The sequence below is a fragment of the Streptomyces sannanensis genome (assembly GCF_039536205.1).
Lineage (GTDB): Bacteria > Actinomycetota > Actinomycetes > Streptomycetales > Streptomycetaceae > Streptomyces > Streptomyces sannanensis.
The window spans coordinates 4,321,963-4,346,604 of sequence record NZ_BAAAYL010000001.1; the positions used below are offsets into that span (position 1 = coordinate 4,321,963).

Consider the following 24,642-nt stretch of genomic DNA (forward strand, 5'->3'; position numbering starts at 1 on the left):
AGTAGGGCTTTGTTAGGTGGGCTCGTTGGTCCTCTTGGGCTACGGTGTGATGTTCTGTCAGGTGTGACACCTGAGGAGATGGATGTGGTCCGCCCGCGTCTGGAGGCGTTTGCGGCGGAGATGCTCGGTTCGCTCAAGCGGCGGGATCAGCGGGCCAAGGGCGAGCTGTACATGCGCGGGCTGATGCTGGACGGCAAGCGCAAGTCGATGCAGCCGATGGCCGAGCGCCTGGGTGTGGACCACCAGCAGCTCCAGCAGTTCGTGTCGTCCTCGACCTGGGACTACGCCGAGGTCCGCCGTCGGGTGGCCCGATGGGCCGCAGCGCACATCGCCCCGGAGGCGTACGCGATCGACGATGTGGGCTTTCCCAAGGACGGGTACGACTCCCCGGGGGTGGCCCGGATGTACTGCGGCGCTTTGGGCAAACGGGGCAACTGCCAGATCGGCGTCAGCGTCAACCTGGTCTCCGACCGCGCCTCGGCGGCGGTCGACTGGCGGCTGTTCCTTCCCGAGAGCTGGGACGACGCCAAGAACAGCGGGGATGCGCTGCTGGCGGAGGCGATCAGACGCCGGCGCACGAGAGCGGGCATCCCCGACCAGGTCCGGCACCGGGAGAGGTGGCGCCTGGCCCTGGACATGCTCGACGAGGCCCGCGAAGAGTGGGAGCTGCCCGGTCTGCCGGTGGTCGCCGATGCCGGTTATGGGGATGCCACCGGTTTCCGTGAGGGGCTGACCGAGCGCGGCCTGGCCTACGCGGTGGCGGTCAAGGGCAGCACCACCTGCTACCCCGGTGATGCGTTCCCCGAGCGCCCGCCCTACAGCGGCACCGGCCGCCCGCCCGGGCCGGCCTACCCCCAGCCGCACACCACCCTGCGGGCGCTGGCCCTGGCCACCGGACGCGGCGCCGCGCGGACCGTCACCTGGCGCCACGGCACCAAGACGACCAAGAACAACCCCCGTGCCGCCATGCGCTCACAGTTCCTGGCCCTGCGGGTCCGCCCGGCCAACCGCACCATCCGCCGCGCCACCGACGGCTCACTGCCCGAGTGCTGGCTGCTGGCCGAATGGCCGCCCGACTCCGCCGAGCCCACCGACTACTGGCTGTCCACCCTGCCCGCCGACACCCCACTGCGCGAACTGGTCCGCATCGCGAAGATCCGCTGGCGCGTCGAGCACGACTACCGCGAACTCAAAGACGGCCTCGGACTGGACCACTTCGAAGGCCGCAGCTACCTCGGCTGGCACCGACACGTGACCCTCGTCTCCCTCGCCCAGGCCTTCTGCACCCTGCTGCGAATCAACCCAAAAGCCCCTGCGCCGGCCTGACCCTCTACGCGGTACTCCGCGCGTTACAGAAACTCCTGGCCACCTGGACCGGCGCCTGCTCGATATGCGGCCAACCCGCCCCCACACCCAAACCCCACCACAGAACCTAACAAAGCCCTACTAGTGCTGCGACCGGAAGGTTCACCGGCTCGCGACTCCCCCAGCTACCTCCCCCAGCTACCGCTGGGGGTGCCCCTAGGCGCGGCACCTTGCTGCGTTGTCGAATCGCGCGAGTACGGCCGGGTACGAGCTGCGATCCTCCGCCTTGCGATGCACCGCACCTTGGGGCACCTCTGGGGGCGCCCTGGGGGAGGTAGCTGGGGGAGCTGCGAGCTTCCCGGCAGACCTTTCCGGTCGCAGCACTGGCTCACCCTGCGGCGGCGTGCGGCCCGCCGGACCGGATCCGGGCCCCGGATCAGGGGGAGTTGAGGCGACGTCATATGCCACGTCCGCGCATGGCCGCGGTTGTTCGAGGGAATACCCACTGCAGGTCGACGTCCGGTCCGCGGACGCCGTATCTCAGTGAGCGGCCAACCAGGCCGCCCGCCCGGGAGGCCCCTTGCACCAGGACGACCGTACGGCCATGCGGCGGATACGCGCATCGGTTGCGGTACGGACAACACAGCGGGCCGGCGCTCGGCCCGCGCATCGGGGCCTGAGCCCGGCACTCCCCCGCGACGCCGTCGCACCCCGACCTCATCCGAGGGGGTTCGTCCTTCCGTGGTGACCAGTTCGAAGCGCCGCATTTCCGACCGGCGCACCTATGTCCTCGACACCAGTGTCCTGCTGGCCGACCCGAATGCCCTGACCCGGTTCGAAGAGCACGAGGTGGTGCTCCCGGTGGTCGTGGTGACGGAGCTGGAGGCCAAGAGGCACCATCCGGAGCTCGGTTACTTCGCCCGGCAGGCGCTGCGCCTGCTCGACGACTTCCGGGTCAGGCACGGGCGCCTCGACGTGCCGATCCCGATGGGGGAGTTCGGCGGAACACTGCGCGTCGAGCTGAACCACTCCGACCCCGGTGTTCTGCCTGCCACGTTCCTGAACCAGCACGGCCGGCTGGGGGACAACGACTCGCGGATCCTGGCGGTGGCCCGCAATCTCCAGGCCGAGGGGTACGACGTCACGGTCGTGTCGAAGGACCTGCCGCTCAGGATCAAGGCCTCGTCGGTCGGCCTCCTTGCCGAGGAGTACCGCGCGGAGCTGGCCATCACCGACTCCGGCTGGACCGGAATGTCCGAACTGTCGCTCTCGGCCGAGCAGGTGGACCTCCTGTACGAGCAGGAGAGCCTGTACGTCCCGGAGGCGAGCGAGCTGCCCGTGCATACGGGCCTCGTGCTGCAGTCCGAGCGGGGAAAGGCGCTGGGCCGGGTCACGGCCGAGGGCAATGTCCGGCTCGTACGCGGCGACCGCGAGGCGTTCGGCATCCGGGGCCGCAGCGCGGAGCAGCGGATCGCGCTGGACCTGCTGCTCGACCCGGACGTGGGCATCGTGTCGATGGGCGGCCGGGCCGGCACCGGAAAGTCCGCGCTGGCGTTGTGCGCGGGGCTGGAGGCGGTGCTGGAGCGCAGACAGCACCAGAAGGTCATGGTCTTCCGTCCGCTGTACGCGGTGGGCGGGCAGGAGCTCGGCTATCTGCCCGGTACCGAGGCCGAGAAGATGAGCCCGTGGGCGCAGGCGGTCTTCGACACCCTTTCCGCGGTCACGTCGCGCGAGGTCATAGAGGAGGTCACCGCGCGCGGCATGCTGGAGGTGCTGCCGCTCACGCACATCCGGGGCCGTTCGCTGCATGACGCGTTCGTCATCGTCGACGAGGCTCAGTCGCTGGAACGGAATGTCCTGCTGACCGTTCTGTCGCGGATCGGGGCGAATTCCCGGGTCGTACTCACCCATGACGTGGCACAGCGGGACAATCTGCGCGTCGGTCGGTACGACGGAGTGGCCGCCGTGGTCGAGAAGCTGAAGGGACATCCGCTCTTCGCGCATGTCACGCTCAACCGCTCCGAGCGTTCGCAGATCGCCGCGCTGGTGACCGAAATGCTGGAGGACGGCCACCTTTAGGTGGATCAGGGGTAGTTGGTGCCGCCCGGCAAGGCGAACGAGCCTAGCCGGGCGGTACTGTGTCGCGCGCGGGGTTTGTCAAAACTCCTGGTGCGAATGGGGTGTGACCTATCCCACGTGACATGGAATTGCCTTGCGGTATCCGGTTCCGGCAGAGTCTGGTTTTCGTCAGGCCCCGCATACGGCATAGCTGTATCCACGTAACTCAATAGAGCCGCCGTATGCCGCCCGAGCACCACGCGGCGCTCCCGGAAGGGAGTTGCCCACCGGGTCAGTGCTTCCCGTGACCCCGTAGTTGGGAGGCGAGCGCCAGGGGCACGATTGCGTCCGCGAGGGTCACCTGTGCGGGCGACGCTGGAAGGATTCCTTGTGAGCCGGATCTCGGTCCGGGGATTCGCAGTGGCCTCGGCCACCGCGGTCACCACCGTCGGTGCCATCGCGGGCGTTGCCACGGGCAGCCCTCAGCCTTCGAACGACAACTTCGAGGCGACCGCGGCGGACATGACGCTCCTCGCAGACATACCCGTCGGCCAGCAGGCCGAGGTGCAGACCGCGTCCCTGACGCAGCAGGCCGACGCGCAGGCGTCCGCCGCCGACGCGGCCGCGAAGAAGTCCGCCGAGGAAGCGGCCCGTATCCAGGCCGCCGAGGACGCCAAGGCGAAGAAGGTAGCCGCCAAGGAGGCCAAGGAGGCCGAAGAGGCGAAGCTCGCCGAGAAGCGCGAGAAGGAGCTGGCCGCCAGCCGTTCCGCCGTGCGCTCCGCCTCCAGCTTCGCCGCGAAGGGCTCCTACACGGTCGGCGAGGTCCAGGCGATGGCACGGCAGATGATCCCCGGCGATCAGTTCCAGTGCTTCAGCAACATCGTGAACCACGAGTCCACCTGGAACTACCGGGCGGTGAACCCGTCCTCCGGTGCCTACGGTCTCGTCCAGGCGCTGCCCGGCTCCAAGATGTCGTCCGCCGGCGCCGACTGGCAGACCAACCCGGCCACTCAGATCAAGTGGGGCCTTGACTACATGAACGGCCGCTACGGCAGCCCCTGCGGCGCCTGGTCGTTCTGGCAGGCCAACCACTGGTACTAGGCCCCGGCCGTCGTACAAGCTTCCGAAACCCCTCACCGCCCTTTGTCGGTGAGGGGTTTCGTGCGTTCCGGGCGTGTACGGTCGGTCCGGGCGACTTCCGCGGGGGAGCAGTGGGGGGAAGAGGGACAAGCATGTCGGGACTGCCAGGATGGCTCGGCCGGCTGGGCGCACGGCTGACACGGCTGGGCAAGGAGCTGGAAGAACGCCGGGCCCGCGCCGAGGCGGAGGCGGAGGCCGGCGGTCCGCTCGGTGAGCCGGCCGGTGAGCCGTCACCGTCACCGTCACCGGCGCCGGTATCCGCGGCCGGGTCCGAGCCCGAGGGAGGTGCCGCGGGTGCCCCCCTGCCGAAGGCCGGCCCCGACCGCGTTCCGGCGCCGCCTTCGTACGCCCCCGCTGTCATGGCGCGGCCCGACCCCGCCGCCGCGGTGCCATGGGGAGTGCGCGTGGCTGCGGAGGCGGGGTGGCGGCTGCTGGTGCTGGCCGGGACGCTCTGGGTGCTGATGCGGGTCATCAGCTCCGTGCGCCTTGTCGCGCTCGCTTTCGTCGCCGGGCTGCTGATCACCGCGCTGCTCCAGCCGACCGTGGCCCGGCTGAAGAGGCTCGGCGTGCCCCGCGGGCTCGCCACCGCGATCACCGCGATCTCCGGCTTCGTCATCATGGGCCTGGTCGGCTGGTTCGTGGTCTGGCAGGTCATGGAGAACCTCGACACCCTCTCCGCGCGGGTCAGGGACGGTATCGAGGAGCTCAAGCACTGGGCGTTGGACAGTCCGTTCCATGTCACCGAGCAGCAGATCAACCAGATCGCGAAGAACCTCAGCGACACCATCGGCACCAACACCGAGGAGATCACCTCCGCCGGTCTGCAGGGCGTCACGGTGATGGTGGAGGTGATCACCGGGATACTGCTGGCGATGTTCTCCACCCTCTTCCTGCTCTACGACGGCAGGCGCATCTGGGAGTGGACACTCAAGCTGGTGCCGGTGCAGGCCCGGCCGGGAGTGGCGGGTGCCGGTCCGCGGGCCTGGGCGACGTTGACCGCGTATGTGCGCGGCACGGTGATGGTCGCGCTGATCGACGCGATCTTCATCGGCCTCGGGCTGTACTTCCTCGACGTTCCGCTGGCCGTGCCGCTCGCCGTGTTCATCTTCCTCTTCGCGTTCATCCCGCTGGTCGGTGCGGTCTTCTCGGGGGCTCTCGCGGTGGTGGTCGCGCTGGTCACACAGGGCGTGTTCACGGCGCTGATGGTGCTGGTCGTGGTGCTGGCCGTGCAGCAGATCGAGGGCCATGTGCTCCAGCCGTTCATCCTGGGCCGCGCGGTCCGGGTGCATCCGCTCGGCGTCGTGATCGCGGTCGCCTCGGGCGGCCTGATCGCGGGCATCGGCGGGGCGGTGGTGGCGGTGCCGCTGGTGGCGGTGACGAACACGGTCGTCGGCTATCTGCGCGCCCACAGCCAGGAGGGCGCCCTGCGCATGCAGCCGCGGCCACGCGGCGCGACGGCTTTGCCGCGGGAGGGAGCCGAGTGATCTCCGAGCCGGAGCTGGAGGGCGAGGACGGCCCCCTCCGGCCCGACCGCGAGCAGGAGCGGTTGCCTGTGCCGCGCGAGCGGGGACCACGGCGACCCTGGCTGTGGGCGCTGGGCGGGGCGGCGGTCGCGTCGGCGGTGTGGGCGGGAGGCCTCCACGCGTCCGGCGCGACCGGGGAACCGCGGCCGGTGATCGCGTACCGGACGCCGCTGAATCTCTGTGACGACCTGAAGGTGCGGGCGCTGAGCCGGACGATGGGCAACCTGAGGGGGTACTGGCAGCGCGGGGAGCGCGAGCACAGTGCGGTGGACCAGGCGCGCTGCACTCTGGAAACCAGGGACCAGGAACCGCCGCGGGAAAAACAGGTATACGAGAGGTGGTCCACCGTCCACGCCACGGTCGAGCTGCACAAGAAGACCGATCCCGGACCGGAGTTCGAGGCAGACCTGGCCTTTGAGGGGTGGGGCTTCGGGAACATCCGGAAGGAGCAGGTGCCGGGCCTCGGTGAGAGGGCCCTCATGATCACCGGCGACGCACTCAACGAGCGCCGGCTGAGAGTGCTGGACGGGGGCGCGGTGTTCACCATGACGGCTTTGGTGAACCAGACATACCGCGGGGAGTCGGACTCGCCTCCGCCCGAGCCCGAGATCGACTACACGCCGATCCAGTCCGCCATGATCGAGGACATGCGCGAGCTGATGGCCGAGCTCAGGCAGGCATAGGCGCGCTCGTGCGGAAATGAGGAAGGGCCCGGAAGCCGTACCGGCTTCCGGGCCCTCCACTCCTGTACGCGACTGCTCCGCCGGACTGTCCGTGCCTCAGGCGCCGGCGAGGACGGCCTCGGCGTCCAGCGTCGTACCGACCGCCTGGATCACCGCGGCGATCTTGAATGCCTCCTGGATGACCTCACGCTCCAGGCCGGCCTTGCGCAGCACCTGCTCGTGCGAGTCGATGCACTGCCCGCAGCCGTTGATCGCGGACACGGCCAGCGACCACAGCTCGAAGTCGACCTTCTCCACGCCCGGGTTGCCGATGACATTCATCCGCAGGCCGGCGCGCAGCGTCCCGTACTCCGGGTCCGACAGCAGGTGCCGGGTCCGGTAGAAGACGTTGTTCATCGCCATGACGGCGGCGGCCGCCTTGGCGGCGGTGTACGCCTCGGGGGAGAGGTTGGCCTTGGCCTCCGGCTCCAGTTCGCGCAGTACCTTCGCCGAGCGCGAGGCGATCGCGCAGGCGAGGACGGTGCCCCACAGCTGCTGCTGGGGCAGCTCGCTGTTGCCGATCACCGAACCGAGGTTCAGCTTGAGGTCCTTGGCGTAGTCCGGCAGGGCGGACTTCAGCTCATCGAGAGCCATGTCGGGTCACTCCCCGGCGAGGAGCTTGCCCGCGTCCAGGGTCTCCTCGCCCTTGTTCCAGTTGCAGGGGCACAGCTCGTCGGTCTGCAGGGCGTCGAGGACCCGCAGGACCTCCTTGGGGTTACGGCCGACGGAGCCGGCGGTCACCATGACGAACTGGATCTCGTCGTTCGGGTCGACGATGAAGACCGCACGCTGGGCGAAGCCGTCCTCGCCCTGGACGCCGCAGGCCTGCATCAGCTCGTGCTTGGCGTCGGCCAGCATCGGGAAGGGCAGGTCACGCAGGTCGGCGTGGTCCTTGCGCCAGGCGTGGTGGACGAACTCGGAGTCGCCGGAAACGCCCAGGATCTGCGCGTCACGGTCGGCGAACTCGTCGTTCAGCTTGCCGAACGCGGCGATCTCGGTCGGGCAGACGAAGGTGAAGTCCTTCGGCCAGAAGAACACGACGCGCCACTTGCCCTCGTAGGACTTGTGGTTGATCTGCTCGAACTCCTTGCCGGCCTCCAGCGAAACGCAGGCGGTCAGGTCGTACGAGGGGAACTTGTCACCGACAGTGAGCACGCGCTCTCCTAGCAAAGTGCGGAAAACTCCCTTTTGGGGGTTTCCTGAGGGTTGGACCGATGACTGATGTTGGCACAGAGTCCATTGATCAGGGAAATAGCTAGACTCGGTCATCGTGATCGGAGGTGCTTATCAGTGGCCATGATGAACAGGGGAAAACAGCCCAGTCTGGCGCAGCTGAGGGCCTTCGCGGCAGTCGCGGAGCATCTGCACTTCAGGGACGCGGCCGCGGCGATAGGCATGAGCCAGCCCGCGCTGTCCGGCGCGGTGTCCGCGCTCGAGGACGTTCTCGGTGTGCAGCTGCTGGAGCGTACGACGCGCAAGGTGCTGCTGTCGCCCGCGGGGGAGCGGCTGGCGGTCCGCGCGAAGGTCGTCCTGGACGCGGTCGGCGAGCTGATGGAGGAGGCCGAGGCGGTACGGGCCCCCTTCACCGGGGTGCTCAGGCTCGGGGTGATCCCGACCGTGGCGCCGTATCTGCTGCCGACGGTGCTCCGGCTCGTACACGAGCGGTACCCCGAGCTCGACCTCCAGGTGCACGAGGAGCAGACCGCCTCCCTGCTGGACGGGCTGGCCGCGGGGCGGCTGGATCTGCTGCTGCTCGCCGTGCCGCTCGGAGTGCCCGGAGTGACCGAACTTCCGCTCTTCGACGAGGACTTCGTGCTGGTCATGCCGGAGGACCACTGGCTGGGCGGGCGCGAGGACGTACCGCGCGAGGCCCTGCGCGAGCTGCATCTGCTGCTGCTCGACGAGGGGCACTGTCTGCGCGACCAGGCGCTCGACATCTGCCGCGAGGCCGGCCGCACGGAGGGCGCGCCGGTGACCACCACCGCGGCGGGCCTGTCCACACTGGTGCAGCTGGTCGCGGGCGGACTCGGGGTGACGCTGCTGCCGCGCACGGCGGTGCAGGTGGAAACGGGCCGCAACGACCGCCTGGTCACGGGCTGCTTCACCGCTCCGGCCCCGTCGCGCCGGATCGCCCTGGCGATGCGCACGGGCGCGGCGCGGCAGGCGGAGTTCCTGGAGATCGCGGAGGCCCTGCGCGGCGTGATGAAGCCACTCCCGGTGCGGGTGTGCGCCCCCTGACGGGCAGGGGCCCGGAGGCAAGACTCAGGCCCCCGGACGTGTCCTCGATCGCCGGACGGGCCGGAAGCTTGCTGATCTCCGCACAGCGGGCCTGAGGCCCCTGGGGCACCCCCGGCGACAGCTGGGGAGTGTGCGTTCTCAAGCGCTGGACGGGCTTGGTGCGCTGAGGTTGTGGGGAGTCGTTCCGCCGGGGGCTGGGGGAGTGTGCGTTCTCAAGCGCTGGACGGGCTTGGTGAGCTGAGGTTGTGGGGAGTCGTTCCGCCGGGGGCTGGGGGAGTGTGCGTTCTCAAGCGCTGGACGGGCTTGGTGAGCTGAGGTTGCGGGCAGCCCCTCCGCCGGGGGCTGGGGGAAGCGCTGGGGCCCCCGGACGAAGTCCGGGGGCCCCAGGGGGAACGCCGCCTCGCCTCACTCCGTGCGCAGGCCGTCCGGGCGCATCATGCGCCACAGCGGGGGCAGGCTGAGGGCCGTCACCAGGAGGACCACGCCGGCGCCGAGTCCCGTCAGCGATGCGACCGAGGCCCAGTCGACGGCGACCGGGTGGTACGTCATGCGCTGCAGGACCGTACCGAGGGCCAGGCCCACCACGGACGCCAGCGTCAGGCCGAGGATCACCGGGACCGCGGTCTGCCAGAGAACCGAGCAGCTCAGTGTCGTACGCCGGGTGCCGAACGCGACCAGCGAGGACAGGAGTTTCCGGCGATCGCGCAACTGCTCCAGCATGGAGACGAGCATGCTCGCGCCGATGAGCAGCAGCACCCCGGCGGCACCGATGTACAGGCCCTTGCGGACGTTCGCGAAGCGGTTCGACACCTTCGTCGCCTCGACCGTCGAGACGGACAGCATCGGGTCTGCCGCGGCGACGGTGTTGCGTACCCGGTCCGCGGCGTCACGCACACCCGGGTCCAGAGCGACGGAAACCCAGTAGATCCCGGCCACGCCTGGAATCCGGGGCAGAGCACCAGGGGTGGCGAGGATCCCGCCGGAGTCGTAGCCGGTGGGGTCGGGGCGGGACGCGGCCCGCTTGGCGTTCGCCGGCACGGTCCAGGCGATCTGAGTGGCCTTCTTGCTGCCGTCGGGGAGGTACGCGTCGATGAAGACCCGGCTGCCCGGCTGCCCGTGCTGCGCGACGTGTGCGCTGTCCTCGCCCCCGTCGAGGACGTAGACATCGCCGTCACGGCAGTCGGCACCGATGCGGCCCACCTCGCGCAGCGCCGTGCAGTCGCCGATGGTCAGCGTCATCACGTTCTGGGGCTCGTTCGCCCGTTCGCCCAGGGACTGGCGCGCGAGCGCCGTGGTGGACCGTACGCCCTCGGTGGTGCGGATGTCCGCGGCGAGCTTCAGCACGCGGTCCGCCGGAAACCCGTCCGCGAACACCACCAGCTGCGCCCGGGCGGGATCCGCGCCGGTGTGCTCGACGTAGTCGTCGTCGATGCTGGTGAAGAGCATCTGGAGTGCGATCGCCCCGGCCACCGCCACGGCGATCCCGTTGACCAGACGTGCCGCGGTGCCGGAGTTCAACTGGAGTCTGCGTACGGCCAGTTGCCAGCTCACCGGTCCGCTGTGCAGCCGGGCGACGACGGCCTCGACGACCCACGGCAGCAGCGCGGTGACCCCGATCAGCAGCAGGACCGTACCGCCGATGACCTGCCACTCGTTGAACCGGCCGCCGCCGCGGCCCATGCCGGTCATGGGGTACAGCAGGGCGAGGCCCATGAGTGGCAGCAGCAGCCGCCACCAGATCCGGCGTCTGCGCGGTGTGACGGTCCGTACGACGCCGAGCGGCTCGATGACCACCCCGCGCAGCGCGAGCAGTGTCACCCCCACCGCGGCGGTCGGCACCGCGACGGCGACCAGCGCGACGAGCGCCGGGGCCGGGCTCATATCGGCCGGGAAGAGACCGAAACCGGCGATGGTGACCTCGCCCACCCACTGTCGGCCGACCAGGAAGAAGCCGGCGCCGAGGAGCAGCCCCAGCAGCGCACCGGCGAGCGCCTCGCCCGCCGCGATCCGACGGGTCATCCGGCCGTCCGCGCCGACCAGTCGCAGCGCGGCGAGCCTCCGGTCGCGCCGGTCGCCGCCGAAGCGCACCGCGGCGGCGATGAAGACCGCGACCGGCATCAGCAGCACCACAAAGGTGATCAGTACCAGCAGGATGAGGAACGGGTCCCATGCCTCCCCGGGCGGCATGGCGGTGAACTCCCTGATGCGTTGCACGCCGTAGTCGTCCTGCCGGAGGGTGGAACTGCCCGCGTAGTAGGCGAGTTCGTGCGGGCCGACGAGCCCGGCGTCGCCGATGGTGCCGGTCATCCGGTAGGGCAGCCGCTCCTTGAGGAGTCTGCCCTCGGGTGAGGCGAGCAGGTCCTTCAGCGCGGGGGAGACCACCATCTCGCCGGGCGCCGGGATCCGGGCCAGACCCGGCGGGACCGGGGGCCGGTCGCCCTCGGGGCGCAGCAGCCGGCCGCGGATGTGCGGGTGGGTGCCGTAACTGTCGTCGATGTAGCCCACCAGCATGGTGTCGGCGGCCGGGCCCGACTGGATGCCCGCCCCGGAGTCGTTACGGGCGTTCTCGCGGGCGTCGATCGCGGCCAGGGCGTTCGGGATCGAGGTGGTGAACAGCAGCAGCGCGACGCCGAGGCCGACGCCGACGGCGGTGAGCAGGGTGCGTATCCAGCCCTCCCGGCCGCCGGCGAGGGCGAATCGCGCGCCCATGAGGAGGTCACGGGTCATGCGGCGTGCTCCACGGTCAGGTCGCGGGACTTTCCGTCGCGTACGACGATCTCGCGGTCGGAGTAGGCGGCGACCCTGGCCTCGTGGGTGACGAGGACGACGGCGGCGCGGGTGTCGCGGGCGGCGTCGGTGAACAGTTGCATGACGCGTTCGCCGTTGAGGGAGTCGAGGGCGCCGGTCGGCTCGTCGGCGAAGATCACCCGCGGGGAGGTGGCCAGCGCGCGGGCGACGGCGACCCGCTGGCCCTGACCGCCGGACACCTCGCCGGGGCGTTTGCGGCCGATGCCGTCGACCTCCAGACGCGCCATCCACTCCAGCGCCCTGCGCTCGGCCTCCTTGCGCCGGGTGCCGTTCAGCCGCAGCGGCAGGGCGACGTTCTCGACGCAGCTCAGCTCGGGTACGAGCTGTCCGAACTGGAAGACGAAGCCGAAGTCGCCGCGGCGCAGCGCGCTGCGCTCGGCGTCGGACATCGCGGTCAGCGTGCGGCCGTCGTAGGTGATGGTCCCGGCGTCGGGGGTGACGATGCCGGCGAGGCAGTGCAGCAGGGTGGACTTGCCGGAGCCGGAGGGCCCCATGACGGCGACGACCTCGCCGGGGTGGATGGAGAAGTCGGCTCCGTCGAGGGCCGGGGTGGGGCCGTAGGCCTTGTGCAGGCCGGTCGCGGAGAGCAGGGCACTGGTCACTTGGTCACCTCCTGGGCGAGTTGGTCGAGGCGGGCCGCGGTGAGTTCCAGCCAGCGCACATCGGCCTCCAGATGGAACAGGGCGTGGTCGCAGATGAGCTGGTCGGCGAGGTCGCCGGACTGCTTGCGCCGGGTCAGCTCGCGCATCAGCCGCAGATGCTCGGCACGCTGGGTGTCCAGCAGCTGCGCGGCGCTGCGGCCGGTGAGCAGGGCGAGGACGACCTTGGTGTAGAGGGTCGACTGGAGATACGGCTCGGGCTTCTCGGCCGTGGCGAGCCAGCTCGCCACATCGGTGACGCCGGCCTCGGTGACCGCGTACCGCTTGCGCTCGGGGCCGTCGCCGGCCTCGATTGCCTCGACCTCGACCAGGCCGTTCTTCAGCAGCCGGGACATGGTCGCGTAGACCTGCCCGTAGGCCAGTGGCCGGTCGTGGCCGAACTTCTCGTCAAAGGCCCGCTTGAGGTCGTAGCCATGACGCGGCCCCGACTCCAGAAGGCCCAGCAGGGTGTGGGCGATGGACATGATCACGACTATACACGCCATGTATACGCTGCATGTATACGCCGCGCGCATAGCGCCTTGGAATCGCCGCAATTACGGGCGTAATGGGGCGGGATCCTGATCCCTCACAACCCTGGAGCCGTTCTGTGAGTCGGTTCCAGGGAGCGAGGTGCTCATTGTCACGTACGGAAATTGTCGTATAAGCGGTCATTCGACCGCGGGTGCGGTGCTAGCTTGCTGAGCTGATGTCGATGACTGGAGTTCTGGGGTAATGGGTCGAGCAGAGGCGAGACGGGAGCGGCAGCGTGGGACGCGCCGGGCGAAGAAATCAGGCGGCATACGCCGTTTCTTCACCTGGAAGAAGCTGCTCGGCACGTTCTTGGGGCTGTGCCTGCTCGGGATGGCCGCGTTCTACGTGTTCTATCTGCTGGTCCCGGTGCCGGAGGCGAACGCCCAGGCCAAGCTCCAGAGCAATGTCTACAAGTACTCCAACGGCAAGATCCTGGCCCGTACGGGTGAGGTCAACCGGGAGATCGTAGGGCTGGAGAAGATTCCCCGCGATGTCCGGTACACGTTCATCGCGGCGGAGAACAAGACCTTTTACCAGGACTCCGGCATCGACCTGAAGGGCACCGCGCGCGGTCTGCTCAAGACCCTCTCCGGCCAGGGGAAGGCGGGTGGTTCGACGATCACTCAGCAGTACGTCAAGAACTACTACCTGAACCAGGACCAGACGATCAGCCGCAAGCTGAAGGAGCTGGTGATCTCCCTCAAGGTGGACCAGCGGCTGGACAAGGACGACATCCTCGCCGGTTACATCAACACCAGCTTCTACGGGCGCGGAGCGTACGGCATCCAGGCCGCGGCCCAGGCGTACTACGGCATCGACGCGGAGAAGCTGAACGTCGCGCAGGGCGCCTACCTCGCCGCACTGCTCCAGGCGCCGAGCCAGTACGACTGGGCGGTGGCCACGCCGACCGGCAAGAAGCTGGTCACCGAACGCTGGAACTACGTTCTCGACAACATGGTCGAGGAGGGCTGGCTCGGCAAGGCCGAGCGCGATTCCCTGAAGTTCCCGGTGCCGATCCCGCCGAAGCCCGCCCCGGGTATGGAGGGCCAGACCGGCTATCTCGTCAAGGCCGCCAAACAGGAGCTGATGCGGCAGGGCGTCGACGAGGCGGACATCGACGCGGGCGGCTGGACGATCACCCTCAACATCGACGAGAAGAAGCAGAAGAAGCTGCAGCGGGCCGTCGAGCAGGAGCTGACGAGCAAGCTCGACCCCGAGACGCGCGAGGTCGACAAGGACGTGCAGGCCGGCGCGGTCTCCGTCGACCCGAAGACGGGCGGCGTCGTAGCCCTCTACGGCGGCCAGGACTTCGTCAAGCACGAGATCAGCAACGCCACCCGCACCGACTACCAGCCCGCCTCCACCTTCAAGCCGCTGATCTTCGCCTCGGCCGTGGACAACCAGGCGGAGACCCAGGACGGCACCCCGATCCGGGCCAACACGGTCTACAACGGTGACAACCGCCGCCCGGTCGTGGACCAGGGCCGCAAGGTCGGCTTCGCCCCGGAGAACGAGGACTACACCGACTACGGCGACATCGACGTCCAGCACGCCATGAACAAGTCGGTCAACACCGTCTTCGCGCAGATGGGTGTCGACGTCGGCCTCGACAAGGTCAAGCAGACCGCCTCCGACCTCGGCATGAACATGGACAAGGCCCCGGCCGTGCCCGCCATGACCCTCGGTGCGATGGGCGCCAGCCCGCTGCAGATGGCCGGCGTCTACGCCACCCTCGACAACCACGGCACGCTGGTCACGCCCGCGATCGTGAAGAAGGCCGAACACCGCGAACGTACGGTGGAGCTCAAGGATCCGATCGGCGAGCAGGTCATCAGCCGGGACGCGGCCGACGCCACCACCTCGGTGCTGACCGGTGTGGTCAACGACGGTACGGGCACCAATGTGCGCAACCGCGACCAGGCGGTCGCCGGTAAGACCGGTACCTCCGACGACAACAAGTCGGCCTGGTTCACCGGCTACACGCCCGACCTGGTGACCTCGGTCGGCCTCTTCGGTGAATCCGCCGACGACCACGGCAAGCAGGTCACCCTGCGCGGCACGGCGGGCGGCGACCGCGTCAACGGTGGTGGCTTCCCGGCCAAGATCTGGGCGGCGTACACCTTCGACGCGCTGAACGGGAAGACGTCGGAGTTCGACCTGGAGACCGACCAGGGCGCGGCCGTCCAGCCGCCGGCCACGTCGACGGCGACCCCGGAGGAATCGCCCAGCACGTCGCCGTCGGACAAGCCGAGCGACGAACCGACACAGGGGCCGACGGACGAGCCCACCAGCGGGCCGACGGACCAGCCGACGGACCAGCCGACGACCGGGCAGCCCACGGACGAGCCGACGGCCGGCCAGCCGACGCCCGATCCGACCGACGGCGCGGGCGACACGACAGGCCCACCGCAGGGCGGGAAACCGTCGAAACCATCGAAGCCATGACATGAAGGAGCCGGCCCCGCCTGTGCGGCGGGGCCGGCTTCGTCTTGCCGTGGAGGCCGCTCGGCTTCCGTTGACCTCCTTGCGATCCGGTCGCCGATCTCCTTGTCGATGTTGCGCCAGTAGGCGAGCGCCCGGCCCGGGACCGGCTGCGAGACCCCGGCCTTCAGATGGCCGGAGACATTGGACATCAACCGGTCGCGGGCGGCGTCGTCCAGCACCTTGCGGACCATCGTGCCGGGCTGGCCCCAGTCGTCGTCCTCGCGGTGCAGGGTGTACGCCTCGCGGACCATCTCGCCCGCCGATGCGGTGTGGGCAACACTCGGACGCCGTCCGGTCCTGCTCTACATCCGGGTCGGCAGCTCGAACCACACCACCTTGCCCGTCGACAGCCGGGTCGCCCCCCACCGCCGCGCCAGCCGGTTGACCAGGAACAATCCGCGTCCGCCCTCGTCCGTGTCACGCGCCCGCCGCTGGCGGGGCAGCTGCGGGGAGTCGTCGCCGACCTCGCAGCGCAGTACGTCCGTGCGCAGCAGACGCAGCGTCACCGGCCGTGACGCGTACCGCACGGCATTGGTCACCACCTCGCTGACCAGCAGCTCCACCGAGTCCGTCAGCTCCTCCAGGTCCCAGCGGGCCAGCGCCCGGCGGGCCAGCCGGCGGGCCCGGCCGGGGGCCTGCTCCTCCGGGTCCAGGAACCAGTACGCGACATCACTCGGCGCGATCCCGTCGAAACGGGCCGCGAGCAGCGCGATGTCGTCGTCCCGGTCGCCCGGGCCGAGCACGTCGAGGACGTCGTCGCAGAGCGCCTCCAGCGGCGGCGGATGGTCGGGACCGGTCAGCTGCGCGGTCGCGGCGAGCCGCTCCCGCAACTGCTCGATGCCGGTCCAGACGTCACGCAGGCGCGATTCGACCAGGCCGTCCGTATAGAGGAGAAGTGTCGCCCCGGCCGGGGCGTCCAGCTCCACCGCCTCGAAATCCACCCCGCCCACGCCGATCGGCGCACCCGGCGGTACGCGCAGCACCTCGGCCCGGCCGCCCAGGTGAAGCAGCACGGGCGGCGGGTGGCCGGCGTTGGCGATGGTGATCCGGTGCGCGACCGGGTCGTACACGGCGTACATACAGGTCGCCATGCGGTCCGTGCCGAGCCGCTGTGCCTGCTCGTCGAGATGGTGCAGCACCTCCTGCGGCGGCAGGTCGAGGCCGGCCAGCGTCTGCGCGGTCGTCCTGAGCTGCCCCATGATCGCCGCCGATGTCATGGAATGCCCCATGACATCGCCGACGACCAGCGCCACCCGGCTGCCCGGCAGCGGGATCGCGTCGTACCAGTCGCCGCCCACCCGGGCCGTCTCGGCGGCCGGCAGATAGCGCGAGGCCAGCCTCACACCGGTCGGCTGCGGCAGCGAGTCCGGCAGCATGGTGCGCTGCAGCTCGTCGGCGATGTACGCCTCGCGGCCGTACAGCACCGCCTTGTCGATGCCCAGCGCGGTGTGGGTGGCCAGCTGGGCCGCGACGAGGAGATCGTCCGGCTCGAACGGCGGCCGCTCGGGACCGCGTACGAACACGGCCGCGCCGATGACCCGGCGCCGGCCGCGCAGCGGCGCGAGGATCGCACGGTGCCCGGACGGTACGGCACGGTCGGGGCCGAGCAGCTCCGCGAGCGCGGCGCGGGCGGCGGCGGAGTCGCAGAAGACGGGACGTACGCCCCGCAGGATCTCCGCCAGCTCGCCACCGGTACGGACCTCGCACAGCTCGAACTCGGGGGTCAGGTCGTCCTCGTCCGGGGCGAGGGCCGCCTCGCCGACGCCGTTCTCGTCCACTAACCGCAGCCGGTCGGTACGCCGCAGCCGCAGCACGAACGGCGAGACGGGACGCTCGTCGCCCACCGGCAGGGGGTCGCGCAGATGCACCAGGATCGCGTCGGAGTAGGTCGGCACGGTGGCCCGGCAGAGCCCGAGCACGATCTCGTCGAGGTCGATCCCCCGTGCGACCCGCCGTGTGGCGGCCCCCACGAAGCGCAGCCGGTCCCCCTCACGGCGTGCGCTCCCGGCCCGCCCGGCGTTGCGTCCGGCATCGGCGTCCCCGCCGGGGTGACCGCTTCGTGCGGCTTCGCTGTCCGCGCCGCCCCGGGCCCGTCCCGCGTTGCGCGCGGCGGCCGCGTCCGTACGGGCGGCGGCGCCCCGCCGGCGGCCCCTGCGGCGGGCGCCGGCCTTGCCCCGCGTGGCCGACGTCCCGGAACGACCCCCACCCTGCGCGGCGGCCTTGCCGCGGGTGGCGGCCTGCTCGGCGGGCGGCTCGTCCGGCGGTGCGGCGCCGCCGCGGGCCGTGGGCACGACCGGGCCCCGCGCGGGCGCCGCGGCACCGGGTGCGCCGGGACCGTCCGTCCCGGCGTCGGGGCCGGGGATCTCGGATGTCGTCGCGCGGGTGCGTTCGTGCGGCCGGGCGGCCATGGGCTGCCGGCTCTCGTGGGGGGTGGGCTGGTGCTCCGTCACGCGTGGGCTTCCGTCCGTCCGGAATGTGGCCTTCCCACACCTGCCAGGGGAAGGGTGCGTGCTGCATTCGCTTTCTGCGGTATACTCGCTCTGCGGGCGGCGTCGACAGGGCGACGGGCCCTCGGTGCCACTGACCGCGCTGAACGCACGCTTCGCACAGCTCCACCCCCCTTAGCCGTCACTTGAGGTGACATATGGTCAATTTGTTGGCCACGACCGGACCTTGCCCGTGCGCAGCCTTGCGGAGGACGATCCTACGTTTGAACCCCCAGGGCACTTCAAGGGTCTCACGATGGCATATGCGCCGAGGTGCGATCCCAGTCGTCCGGAAGGGTCGGTACCGGCCACCTGGGGTCGGGCCGCCAGTCCTCCCACCCGTCCGAGAAGGGCGGCCCCCACGACCCGATCACGTCCAGCGCCGCGCGCCCGGCCTCCCGCACCCGCCGGGCCTGGCCGGGGCCCATCAGCCCCACCCGCTGGGCCTGCGCGAACTCGTCCTCGTCCCGCCACTGCCAGCTGCGGTCGGGGTAGACGGAGATGTCGAGGAAGTGGTCCTCGGAGTCGATGCCCCCGGGCCAGCGGGTGCGGGGCTCCTCGAGGTTCACGTACCAGCTCCTGAACTGCCAGCCCCCGTCCCAGAAGAGCCACACGGACCACGGTTCGCCGGGCCGGGCGAGCTTCAGCACGCCGCTGCCGAACCAGCGGGAGCGGACCGTGGTGCGCGGGGCGGTGTAACGGGTGGCCAGCGGCTCCTCGTGCACAGGGGTGCCGTCGGCGAGCACCGGCTTCACGCATTCGGTGCCGGGCGCCATCCACACCGCCAGCAGATCGTCCGTGTCCTGGACGACGGTGACGGGGCGACAGATGTGAATCCGGCCATTCCCGCCGGCCGGGACGTTGTCGCGATAACGCCAGAGGATGTGATCCCCTGGCGCCCAGTGCCGCTTCCCCGCTCCCGAATCTGTCATGCGCAGATCTTACGGCCGTGTCATCCGCAGCACGTCGAGTGCTTCGTCGAGCTGCTCGACCGTGAGGTCTCCCCGCTCGACATACCCGGACTCCAGCACCACCTGACGGATCGTCCTGCGTTCGGCGAGGGACTTCTTGGCGACCTTCGCGGCCTCCTCGTAGCCGATGTACTTGTTGAGCGGGGTGACGACGGACGGCGACGACTCGGCGTACTCGCGGGCGCGTTCCGCATGGGCCGTGATGCCGTCGACGGTACGGTCCGCCAGCAGCCGGGAGGCGTTGGCGAGCAGCCGGACCGACTCCAGCAGATTCCTGGCGATGACCGGCAGCATCACATTGAGCTCGAAGTTGCCGGCGGCACCGGCCGCCGCGACGGTGTGGTCGTTGCCGGTCACCTGGGCGGCGACCATCAGCACCGCCTCGGGGATCACCGGATTGACCTTGCCGGGCATGATGGACGAGCCGGGCTGGAGGTCGGGAAGGCTGATCTCGGCCAGTCCGGTGCGCGGTCCCGACGCCATCCAGCGCAGATCGTTGGAGATCTTGGTGAGCGAGACCGCGATCGTGCGGAGCTGCCCGCTGGTCTCGACGAGCCCGTCCCGCGCGCCCTGCGCCTCGAAGTGGTCACGGGCCTCGGTGAGCGGCAGCCCGATGGCGCGGGCGACCTCGGCGATGACGGCGGCGGAGAAGCCGGGCGGAGTGTTGATGCCGGTGCCGACCGCGGTGCCCCCGAGGGGAAGTTCGGCCAGGCGCGGGAGCGACGCCTGGAGACGCTCGATTCCGTACCGCACCTGTGCGGCGTACCCGCCGAACTCCTGACCGAGCGTCACCGGGGTCGCGTCCATCAGGTGCGTACGGCCCGACTTGACGACGTCCGCGAACTCCGCCGCCTTGCGCTCCAGCGCTGCCGCCAGGTGGTCGAGGGCGGGGATGAGGTCGCGGGTGACGGCCGCGGTCGCGGCGATATGGATGGAGGACGGGAAGACGTCGTTGGACGACTGCGAGGCGTTGACGTGGTCGTTGGGGTGGACCTCGACGCCCCGGCCGAGGCGCTCGCTCGCCAGGGTGGCGAGCACCTCGTTCATGTTCATGTTGGAGGACGTGCCGGAGCCCGTCTGGAAGACGTCCACAGGGAACTGGTCGTCCCAGCGGCCGCCCGCGACCTCCTCGGCGGCCGCGGCGATGGCGTCCGCCCGTTCCTTGTCCAGTACGCCGAGCTCCGCGTTGACCTTGGCCGCCGCGGCCTTGATACGGGCCAGGGCCTCGATATGGGCGCGTTCGAGCCGCTGCCCGGAGATGGGGAAGTTCTCCACCGCGCGCTGCGTCTGGGCCCGCCACTTCGCCGTGGCGGGGACGCGCACCTCACCCATCGAGTCGTGTTCGATCCGGTACTCGCTCATCAGGTGCCTCCTCAAAAACTTGAGCAAATGTGTTGTTCGATGTGTTCCCAAGGTGCCTTACCCACCAGTAAATACCGGGGGTAACACCGAACCGGGGAGACGCAATGAAGCGCACCAGGAACAGACTTCGCTGTACATTCGCGGCCGCCGCGGCACTGGCGGCCGCACTCGGCGGCGTGGCGGCGACGAGTCCCGCACACGCCGCCGATTCACGTGACACCGCAACGTCCGTACCCCTCTCGCCCGAGCTGGAGGCCATCCGCGCGGCAGAGGCCGCCAAGCTCTACGGCGACCCCGCCGAGCGCCCGCTCGACCAGCGGAAGACCTCGCTCATCTCGCTCGGCGACAGCGAGATCTCCGGCGAGGGCGTCGGCAACTACGACCCCGCCACCAACACGTCGGCCAACCAGTGCCACCGCTCGCCCGACTCCGCCATCCACCGCACCGGCATCGCCGCCGACGTGACGTACAACGTCGCCTGCTCCGGCGCGTACAGCGGCAACATCCGCATCGGCGGCAGCAAGCAGTACGCCGACGAGCTGGTCCAGAGCGACAACCTCGCCGTCAAGGCCCGCAACACCCGCATCAAGATGGTGCTGCTCGTCGCCGGGGCCAACGACGACCTCCAGTTCGGCCCGGTCATGACCGACTGCGTCACCCGCTGGGTGCTCAGCCAGGGCACCTGCGAACCCAAGTACGGCCCCGGCTGGCAGGCGCGCGTCGACGCCCTGCGGCCCAAGGTGGAGCAGACCGTGCGCGACCTCCGCACGGTCATGCACGACGCCGGCTACGCCGACGGCGATTACAAGCTGGTCGTCATGGGCTATCCCAGCCCCATCGGCCCCGACTTCTACGACAATCCGAGCTTCCCCGGGAAGCTCCCCGGCGGCTGCGCCGGCTACGACTCCGACGCCAAGTGGGGCCGCAACTACGCCGTACCGGCCTTCGAGCGCGGCATGCGCGCCGCCGCGAGGAACACCGGGGCGACCTACCTCGACAACTCGCGCCTCTTCCACGGCCACGAGGTGTGCATGGAGGACACCTGGGCGCGGGGCCTCTACCTGGACCTCGGCGACCACTTCCCGTGGGACGAGAACACCGCACGCCAGTCCTTCCACCCCAACTACCGCGGCCACGGGGCCTTCGCATCCTGTCTGACGCAGCTCTACGACTCCGGCCTCAGCGAGGCGAGCTGCGCCGACCCGGCGAGCACGGGCAAGCCCGAGCTGTACCCGCTCGCCTGGGACGACGCGTACAAGCCGCTCAAGAACGAGGCGACGGGCACGTGCCTGGACGCCTCCGGTGCCGAGTCCCGCAACAACACCGCCGTGCTCGGCTGGGACTGCCACGGCAGCCGCAACCAGGGCTGGTGGTACGACTCCGCGCAGAAGTCGGTCCATGTGGAGCTGAGCCACGACCGCTGCCTGGACGTCCCCGGCGCCAGGTACACGGCGGGCACCGCGCTGATCCTGTGGAACTGCCACGGCGCCGCGAACCAGCAGTTCGTCCGTGACGGCGCGACGATCCGCCCGGCGGCGTCGACCGGTCTGTGTCTGACGCTGGCGTCGGCGAAGGACCCGGTGAAGCTGCAGCCGTGCACGGGCGCGGCGAACCAGCGTTTCGCGTAAGCACGAACGCCGCCCCCTCCGCGTCGGAGGGGGCGGCGCTCATGCGTCAGTACGCCTCAGGCCGGGCCGGGCCGCGGACCGGGCAAACCTTTCCGGCCACGGCACTAGGCGAGGCCGGGGCCGCGCACAGGGATGGTGGTGAACGTCGGGGCGGGGGGTTCCTGCGAGCTGAAGAAGTCGTTGCCCTTGTCGTCCACGACGATGAACGCCGGGAAGTCCTCGACCTCGATCTTCCAGACGGCCTCCATGCCGAGCTCCTCGTACTCGACGACCTCGACCTTCTTGATGCAGTCCTGGGCGAGGCGGGCCGCCGGGCCGCCGATGGAGCCCAGGTAGAAGCCGCCGTGCGTACCGCACGCGTCGGTGACCTGCTTGGAGCGGTTGCCCTTGGCCAGCATGACCATGGACCCGCCCGCGGCCTGGAACCGGTCGACGTAGGAGTCCATGCGGCCGGCCGTCGTCGGGCCGAAGGAGCCGGAGGCGTAGCCCTCCGGGGTCTTCGCCGGGCCCGCGTAGTAGACCGGGTGGTCCTTGAGGTACTGCGGCATCTCCTCGCCCGCGTCCAGGCGCTCCTTGATCTTGGCGTGCGCGATGTCGCGCGCCACGACCAGCGGGCCGGTGAGGGAGAGACGCGTCTTGACCGGGTACCTGGTCAGCTCGGCGAGGATCCGCTCCATCGGCTGGTTGAGGTCGATCTTGACGACGTCCCCGTCGGAGAGATGCTCCTCCGTGGTGTCCGGCAGGAAGCGCGCCGGGTCCTTCTCCAGCTGCTCCAGGAAGACACCCTCGGGCGTGATCTTCGCCAGGGCCTGGCGGTCGGCCGAACACGACACGGCGATCGCCACCGGGCAGGACGCGCCGTGCCGCGGGAGGCGGACGACCCGCACGTCGTGGCAGAAGTACTTGCCGCCGAACTGTGCGCCGATGCCGATCTTCTGGGTCAGCTCGAAGACCTTCTCCTCCAGCTCCTTGTCACGGAAGCCGTGGCCGAGAGGGGAGCCCTCGGTGGGCAGCTCGTCGAGGTAGTGCGCGGAAGCGTACTTCGCGGTCTTCAGGGCGTACTCGGCGGACGTACCGCCGACGACGATCGCCAGGTGGTACGGCGGACAGGCGGCCGTGCCCAGCGAGCGGATCTTCTCCTCCAGGAACTTCATCATGGAGGCCTCGTTCAGGACCGCCTTGGTCTCCTGGAAGAGGAAGGACTTGTTGGCGGAGCCGCCGCCCTTCGCCATGAAGAGGAACTTGTACGCGCCGCCGTCGGTGGCGTACAGCTCGATCTGCGCGGGCAGGTTCGAGCCGGTGTTCTTCTCCTCCCACATGGTGAGGGGGGCCATCTGCGAGTAGCGCAGGTTCAGCTCGGTATACGCGTCGTAGATGCCGCGCGAGAGGGCTGCCTCGTCGCCGCCCTCGGTGAGGACGTTCTGGCCGCGCTTGCCCATCACGATCGCGGTGCCGGTGTCCTGGCACATCGGCAGCACGCCGGCCGCGGCGATGTTCGCGTTCTTCAGCAGGTCGAGGGCGACGAACTTGTCGTTCGAGGACGCCTCGGGGTCGTCGATGATCTTGCGGAGCTGGGCAAGGTGCGCGGGGCGCAGATAGTGCGAGATGTCGTGCATCGCCTCCGCGGCGAGCTTGCGCAGCGCCTCGGGCTCGACCTTGAGGAAGGTGCGGCCGTCCGCCTCGAAGGTGGAGACACCTTCGGCGGTCACCAGGCGGTAGGGCGTGGTGTCCTCTCCCAGCGGGAGCAGATCGGAGTACGCAAACTCTGGCATTACGGCCATTCCTCACTCGGCAGACGGCGGCTGCGCCTCCATCGGCGCAGCGTCCCAAGCCTAGAACGCGGCGGGGGGTGCCGGTTCTGTGAGGTAAGGCTCAGTTCCTGGGAGGTGTGTCCGTATCGGCCGAATCGACGCCCGATAAAGTGTGGACGCCCCGGTCTGGACTAGTCGCGATCTATCGCGTTTCGCTACGCTGCTGCCGTGGACCTCCAAAAGCACGAACTGCGTGCCTCAGACGCCGACCGGGACCGGATCGCCGACATCCTGCGGGACGCCATGGCCGAGGGCCGGCTCACCGCGCAGGAGCATGCGGACCGCATCGACGCCGTCTACCGTGCCAGGACCGTGGGTGAGCTGGAGCCCCTGGTCCGGGACCTGCCCGCGGTCCGCCGCGCGGCTCCCGCCCCGGCTCCGCTGGACGAGCAGCCCGTCCCCGGTGTCGTGGAGAAGCTGATCGCCGTCTTCTCCAGCACGACCCGCCGGGGCCGTTGGCGGGTCGGTGCGCGGACCCACGCCTTCTCGCTCTTCGGCAGCGTCGAGATCGACCTCACCGAGGCGCTGTTCGAGCAGCGGCTGACCGTGATCAACGCGACCTCGGTCTTCGGCAGCGTCGACGTCAGGGTCCCGGAGAACATCACGCTGCGCGGCAACGGCACCGGCGTCTTCGGCAGCGTCGAGGTCAGAGCACTGGAGGCGGCGGATCCGGAGGCCCCGGTCGTGGTGGTGAACGGCTACGCGGTCTTCGGCAGCGTCGAGGCCCGGCCGAAACGCGGCAAGTGGGTCCAGGACCTCCGGGACAGGCTGCGCAAGGAGTTCGGCTGACGCACCCGGGCGCCCGGGACGGCACCGGGTGGCGCGGGGTGGCACAGGGTCATGGACCGCGGCGGTGCCGCGAACTCAGTGCATAGGCGCGCGCGCAGCGGGTAGGGAAGGCTGCATCGCCTCCCACACGCGAAGCCGTCGTCAG

18 protein-coding genes and 1 pseudogene are annotated in these 24,642 nt (G+C 70.0%); 9 read left to right on the forward strand and 10 right to left on the reverse strand.

All coding sequences use genetic code 11. The annotated features are described in order from the left end of the window. Positions 1-63: 63 nt before the first annotated feature. The 5 genes from ABD858_RS20580 to ABD858_RS20600 all read left to right on the forward strand — a co-directional run bounded on the left by ABD858_RS20580 (position 64) and on the right by ABD858_RS20600 (position 6,709). On the forward strand, positions 64-1,326 hold the full coding sequence (locus ABD858_RS20580; protein WP_425586195.1) for an IS701 family transposase: 1,263 nt from the start codon (positions 64-66) through the stop codon (positions 1,324-1,326). A gap of 720 nt (positions 1,327-2,046) precedes the next feature. Beyond that, a complete protein-coding gene (gene phoH2, locus ABD858_RS20585) occupies positions 2,047-3,384 on the forward strand; it encodes an RNA 5'-3' helicase PhoH2 (protein ID WP_345039700.1) in 1,338 nt (445 codons plus the stop codon). A gap of 369 nt (positions 3,385-3,753) precedes the next feature. After that, positions 3,754-4,464: an aggregation-promoting factor C-terminal-like domain-containing protein gene (locus tag ABD858_RS20590; protein WP_345039702.1), complete on the forward strand. Its 711-nt coding sequence runs from the start codon at positions 3,754-3,756 to the stop codon at positions 4,462-4,464. Positions 4,465-4,595: 131 nt separating this feature from the next. Continuing rightward, positions 4,596-5,987, forward strand: coding sequence for an AI-2E family transporter (locus ABD858_RS20595; protein WP_345039705.1), 1,392 nt, complete (start codon positions 4,596-4,598; stop codon positions 5,985-5,987). Beyond that, the gene (locus ABD858_RS20600) at positions 5,984-6,709 is read left to right on the forward strand and encodes a hypothetical protein (RefSeq protein WP_345039707.1); all 726 of its coding nucleotides are present in this window, start codon (positions 5,984-5,986) and stop codon (positions 6,707-6,709) included. Before ABD858_RS20595 ends, ABD858_RS20600 begins: the two co-directional genes overlap by 4 nt. A gap of 96 nt (positions 6,710-6,805) precedes the next feature. Here the strand turns inward: ABD858_RS20600 and ABD858_RS20605 are convergent, their stop codons facing one another. Next, positions 6,806-7,342: an alkyl hydroperoxide reductase gene (locus ABD858_RS20605; RefSeq protein ID WP_345039709.1), complete on the reverse strand. Its 537-nt coding sequence runs from the start codon at positions 7,340-7,342 to the stop codon at positions 6,806-6,808. A gap of 6 nt (positions 7,343-7,348) precedes the next feature. Then, positions 7,349-7,903 carry a peroxiredoxin gene (locus ABD858_RS20610; protein ID WP_345039711.1) on the reverse strand — a complete coding sequence of 185 codons (555 nt, stop codon included), beginning with the start codon at positions 7,901-7,903 and terminating at the stop codon, positions 7,349-7,351. Between the two features lie 141 nt (positions 7,904-8,044). On the opposite strand from ABD858_RS20610, the gene ABD858_RS20615 reads away from it, so the two are divergent. Then, positions 8,045-8,986, forward strand: coding sequence for a hydrogen peroxide-inducible genes activator (locus tag ABD858_RS20615; RefSeq protein WP_345044730.1), 942 nt, complete (start codon positions 8,045-8,047; stop codon positions 8,984-8,986). A gap of 405 nt (positions 8,987-9,391) precedes the next feature. On the opposite strand, the gene ABD858_RS20620 is transcribed toward ABD858_RS20615, so the two are convergent. From ABD858_RS20620 to ABD858_RS20630, 3 genes are read right to left on the reverse strand one after another with little or no spacing between them, the layout of a single operon-like run. Then, a complete protein-coding gene (locus ABD858_RS20620; protein WP_345039714.1) occupies positions 9,392-11,713 on the reverse strand; it encodes an FtsX-like permease family protein in 2,322 nt (773 codons plus the stop codon). Next, positions 11,710-12,396, reverse strand: coding sequence for an ABC transporter ATP-binding protein (locus ABD858_RS20625; RefSeq protein ID WP_345039716.1), 687 nt, complete (start codon positions 12,394-12,396; stop codon positions 11,710-11,712). Before ABD858_RS20625 ends, ABD858_RS20620 begins: the two co-directional genes overlap by 4 nt. Next, positions 12,393-12,917: a PadR family transcriptional regulator gene (locus ABD858_RS20630; protein ID WP_345039719.1), complete on the reverse strand. Its 525-nt coding sequence runs from the start codon at positions 12,915-12,917 to the stop codon at positions 12,393-12,395. The genes ABD858_RS20625 and ABD858_RS20630 overlap by 4 nt, the downstream gene beginning before the upstream one ends. Before the next feature lie 250 nt (positions 12,918-13,167). Between ABD858_RS20630 and ABD858_RS20635 the strand changes: the two genes are divergently transcribed. Beyond that, positions 13,168-15,411: a transglycosylase domain-containing protein gene (locus ABD858_RS20635; protein WP_345039721.1), complete on the forward strand. Its 2,244-nt coding sequence runs from the start codon at positions 13,168-13,170 to the stop codon at positions 15,409-15,411. Positions 15,412-15,485: 74 nt separating this feature from the next. On the opposite strand, the pseudogene ABD858_RS20640 reads toward ABD858_RS20635, so the two are convergent. From ABD858_RS20640 to ABD858_RS20655, 4 genes and pseudogenes are all read right to left on the reverse strand, one after another. Continuing rightward, positions 15,486-15,713: pseudogene (locus ABD858_RS20640) on the reverse strand (catalase-related domain-containing protein); the annotation flags it as partial. Between the two features lie 39 nt (positions 15,714-15,752). Continuing rightward, complete coding sequence (locus ABD858_RS20645; RefSeq protein ID WP_345039723.1) at positions 15,753-17,900, reverse strand: SpoIIE family protein phosphatase; 2,148 nt, start codon at positions 17,898-17,900, stop codon at positions 15,753-15,755. Between the two features lie 287 nt (positions 17,901-18,187). After that, positions 18,188-18,868 (reverse strand): cytidylyl-2-hydroxypropylphosphonate hydrolase, encoded by a 681-nt coding sequence (gene fomD / locus ABD858_RS20650; RefSeq protein WP_345039726.1) that lies wholly within the window; start codon positions 18,866-18,868, stop codon positions 18,188-18,190. 9 nt (positions 18,869-18,877) lie between these two features. After that, positions 18,878-20,269: a class II fumarate hydratase gene (locus ABD858_RS20655; protein ID WP_345039729.1), complete on the reverse strand. Its 1,392-nt coding sequence runs from the start codon at positions 20,267-20,269 to the stop codon at positions 18,878-18,880. Between the two features lie 104 nt (positions 20,270-20,373). Between ABD858_RS20655 and ABD858_RS20660 the strand changes: the two genes are divergently transcribed. Continuing rightward, positions 20,374-21,897, forward strand: coding sequence for a ricin-type beta-trefoil lectin domain protein (locus tag ABD858_RS20660; RefSeq protein ID WP_345039731.1), 1,524 nt, complete (start codon positions 20,374-20,376; stop codon positions 21,895-21,897). Positions 21,898-22,001: 104 nt separating this feature from the next. Here the strand turns inward: ABD858_RS20660 and ABD858_RS20665 are convergent, their stop codons facing one another. Next, complete coding sequence (locus ABD858_RS20665) at positions 22,002-23,678, reverse strand: fumarate hydratase (RefSeq protein ID WP_345039734.1); 1,677 nt, start codon at positions 23,676-23,678, stop codon at positions 22,002-22,004. Positions 23,679-23,852: 174 nt separating this feature from the next. On the opposite strand from ABD858_RS20665, the gene ABD858_RS20670 reads away from it, so the two are divergent. Continuing rightward, positions 23,853-24,497 (forward strand): DUF1707 SHOCT-like domain-containing protein, encoded by a 645-nt coding sequence (locus tag ABD858_RS20670; protein WP_425586338.1) that lies wholly within the window; start codon positions 23,853-23,855, stop codon positions 24,495-24,497. The last annotated feature ends 145 nt before the right edge of the window (positions 24,498-24,642 follow it).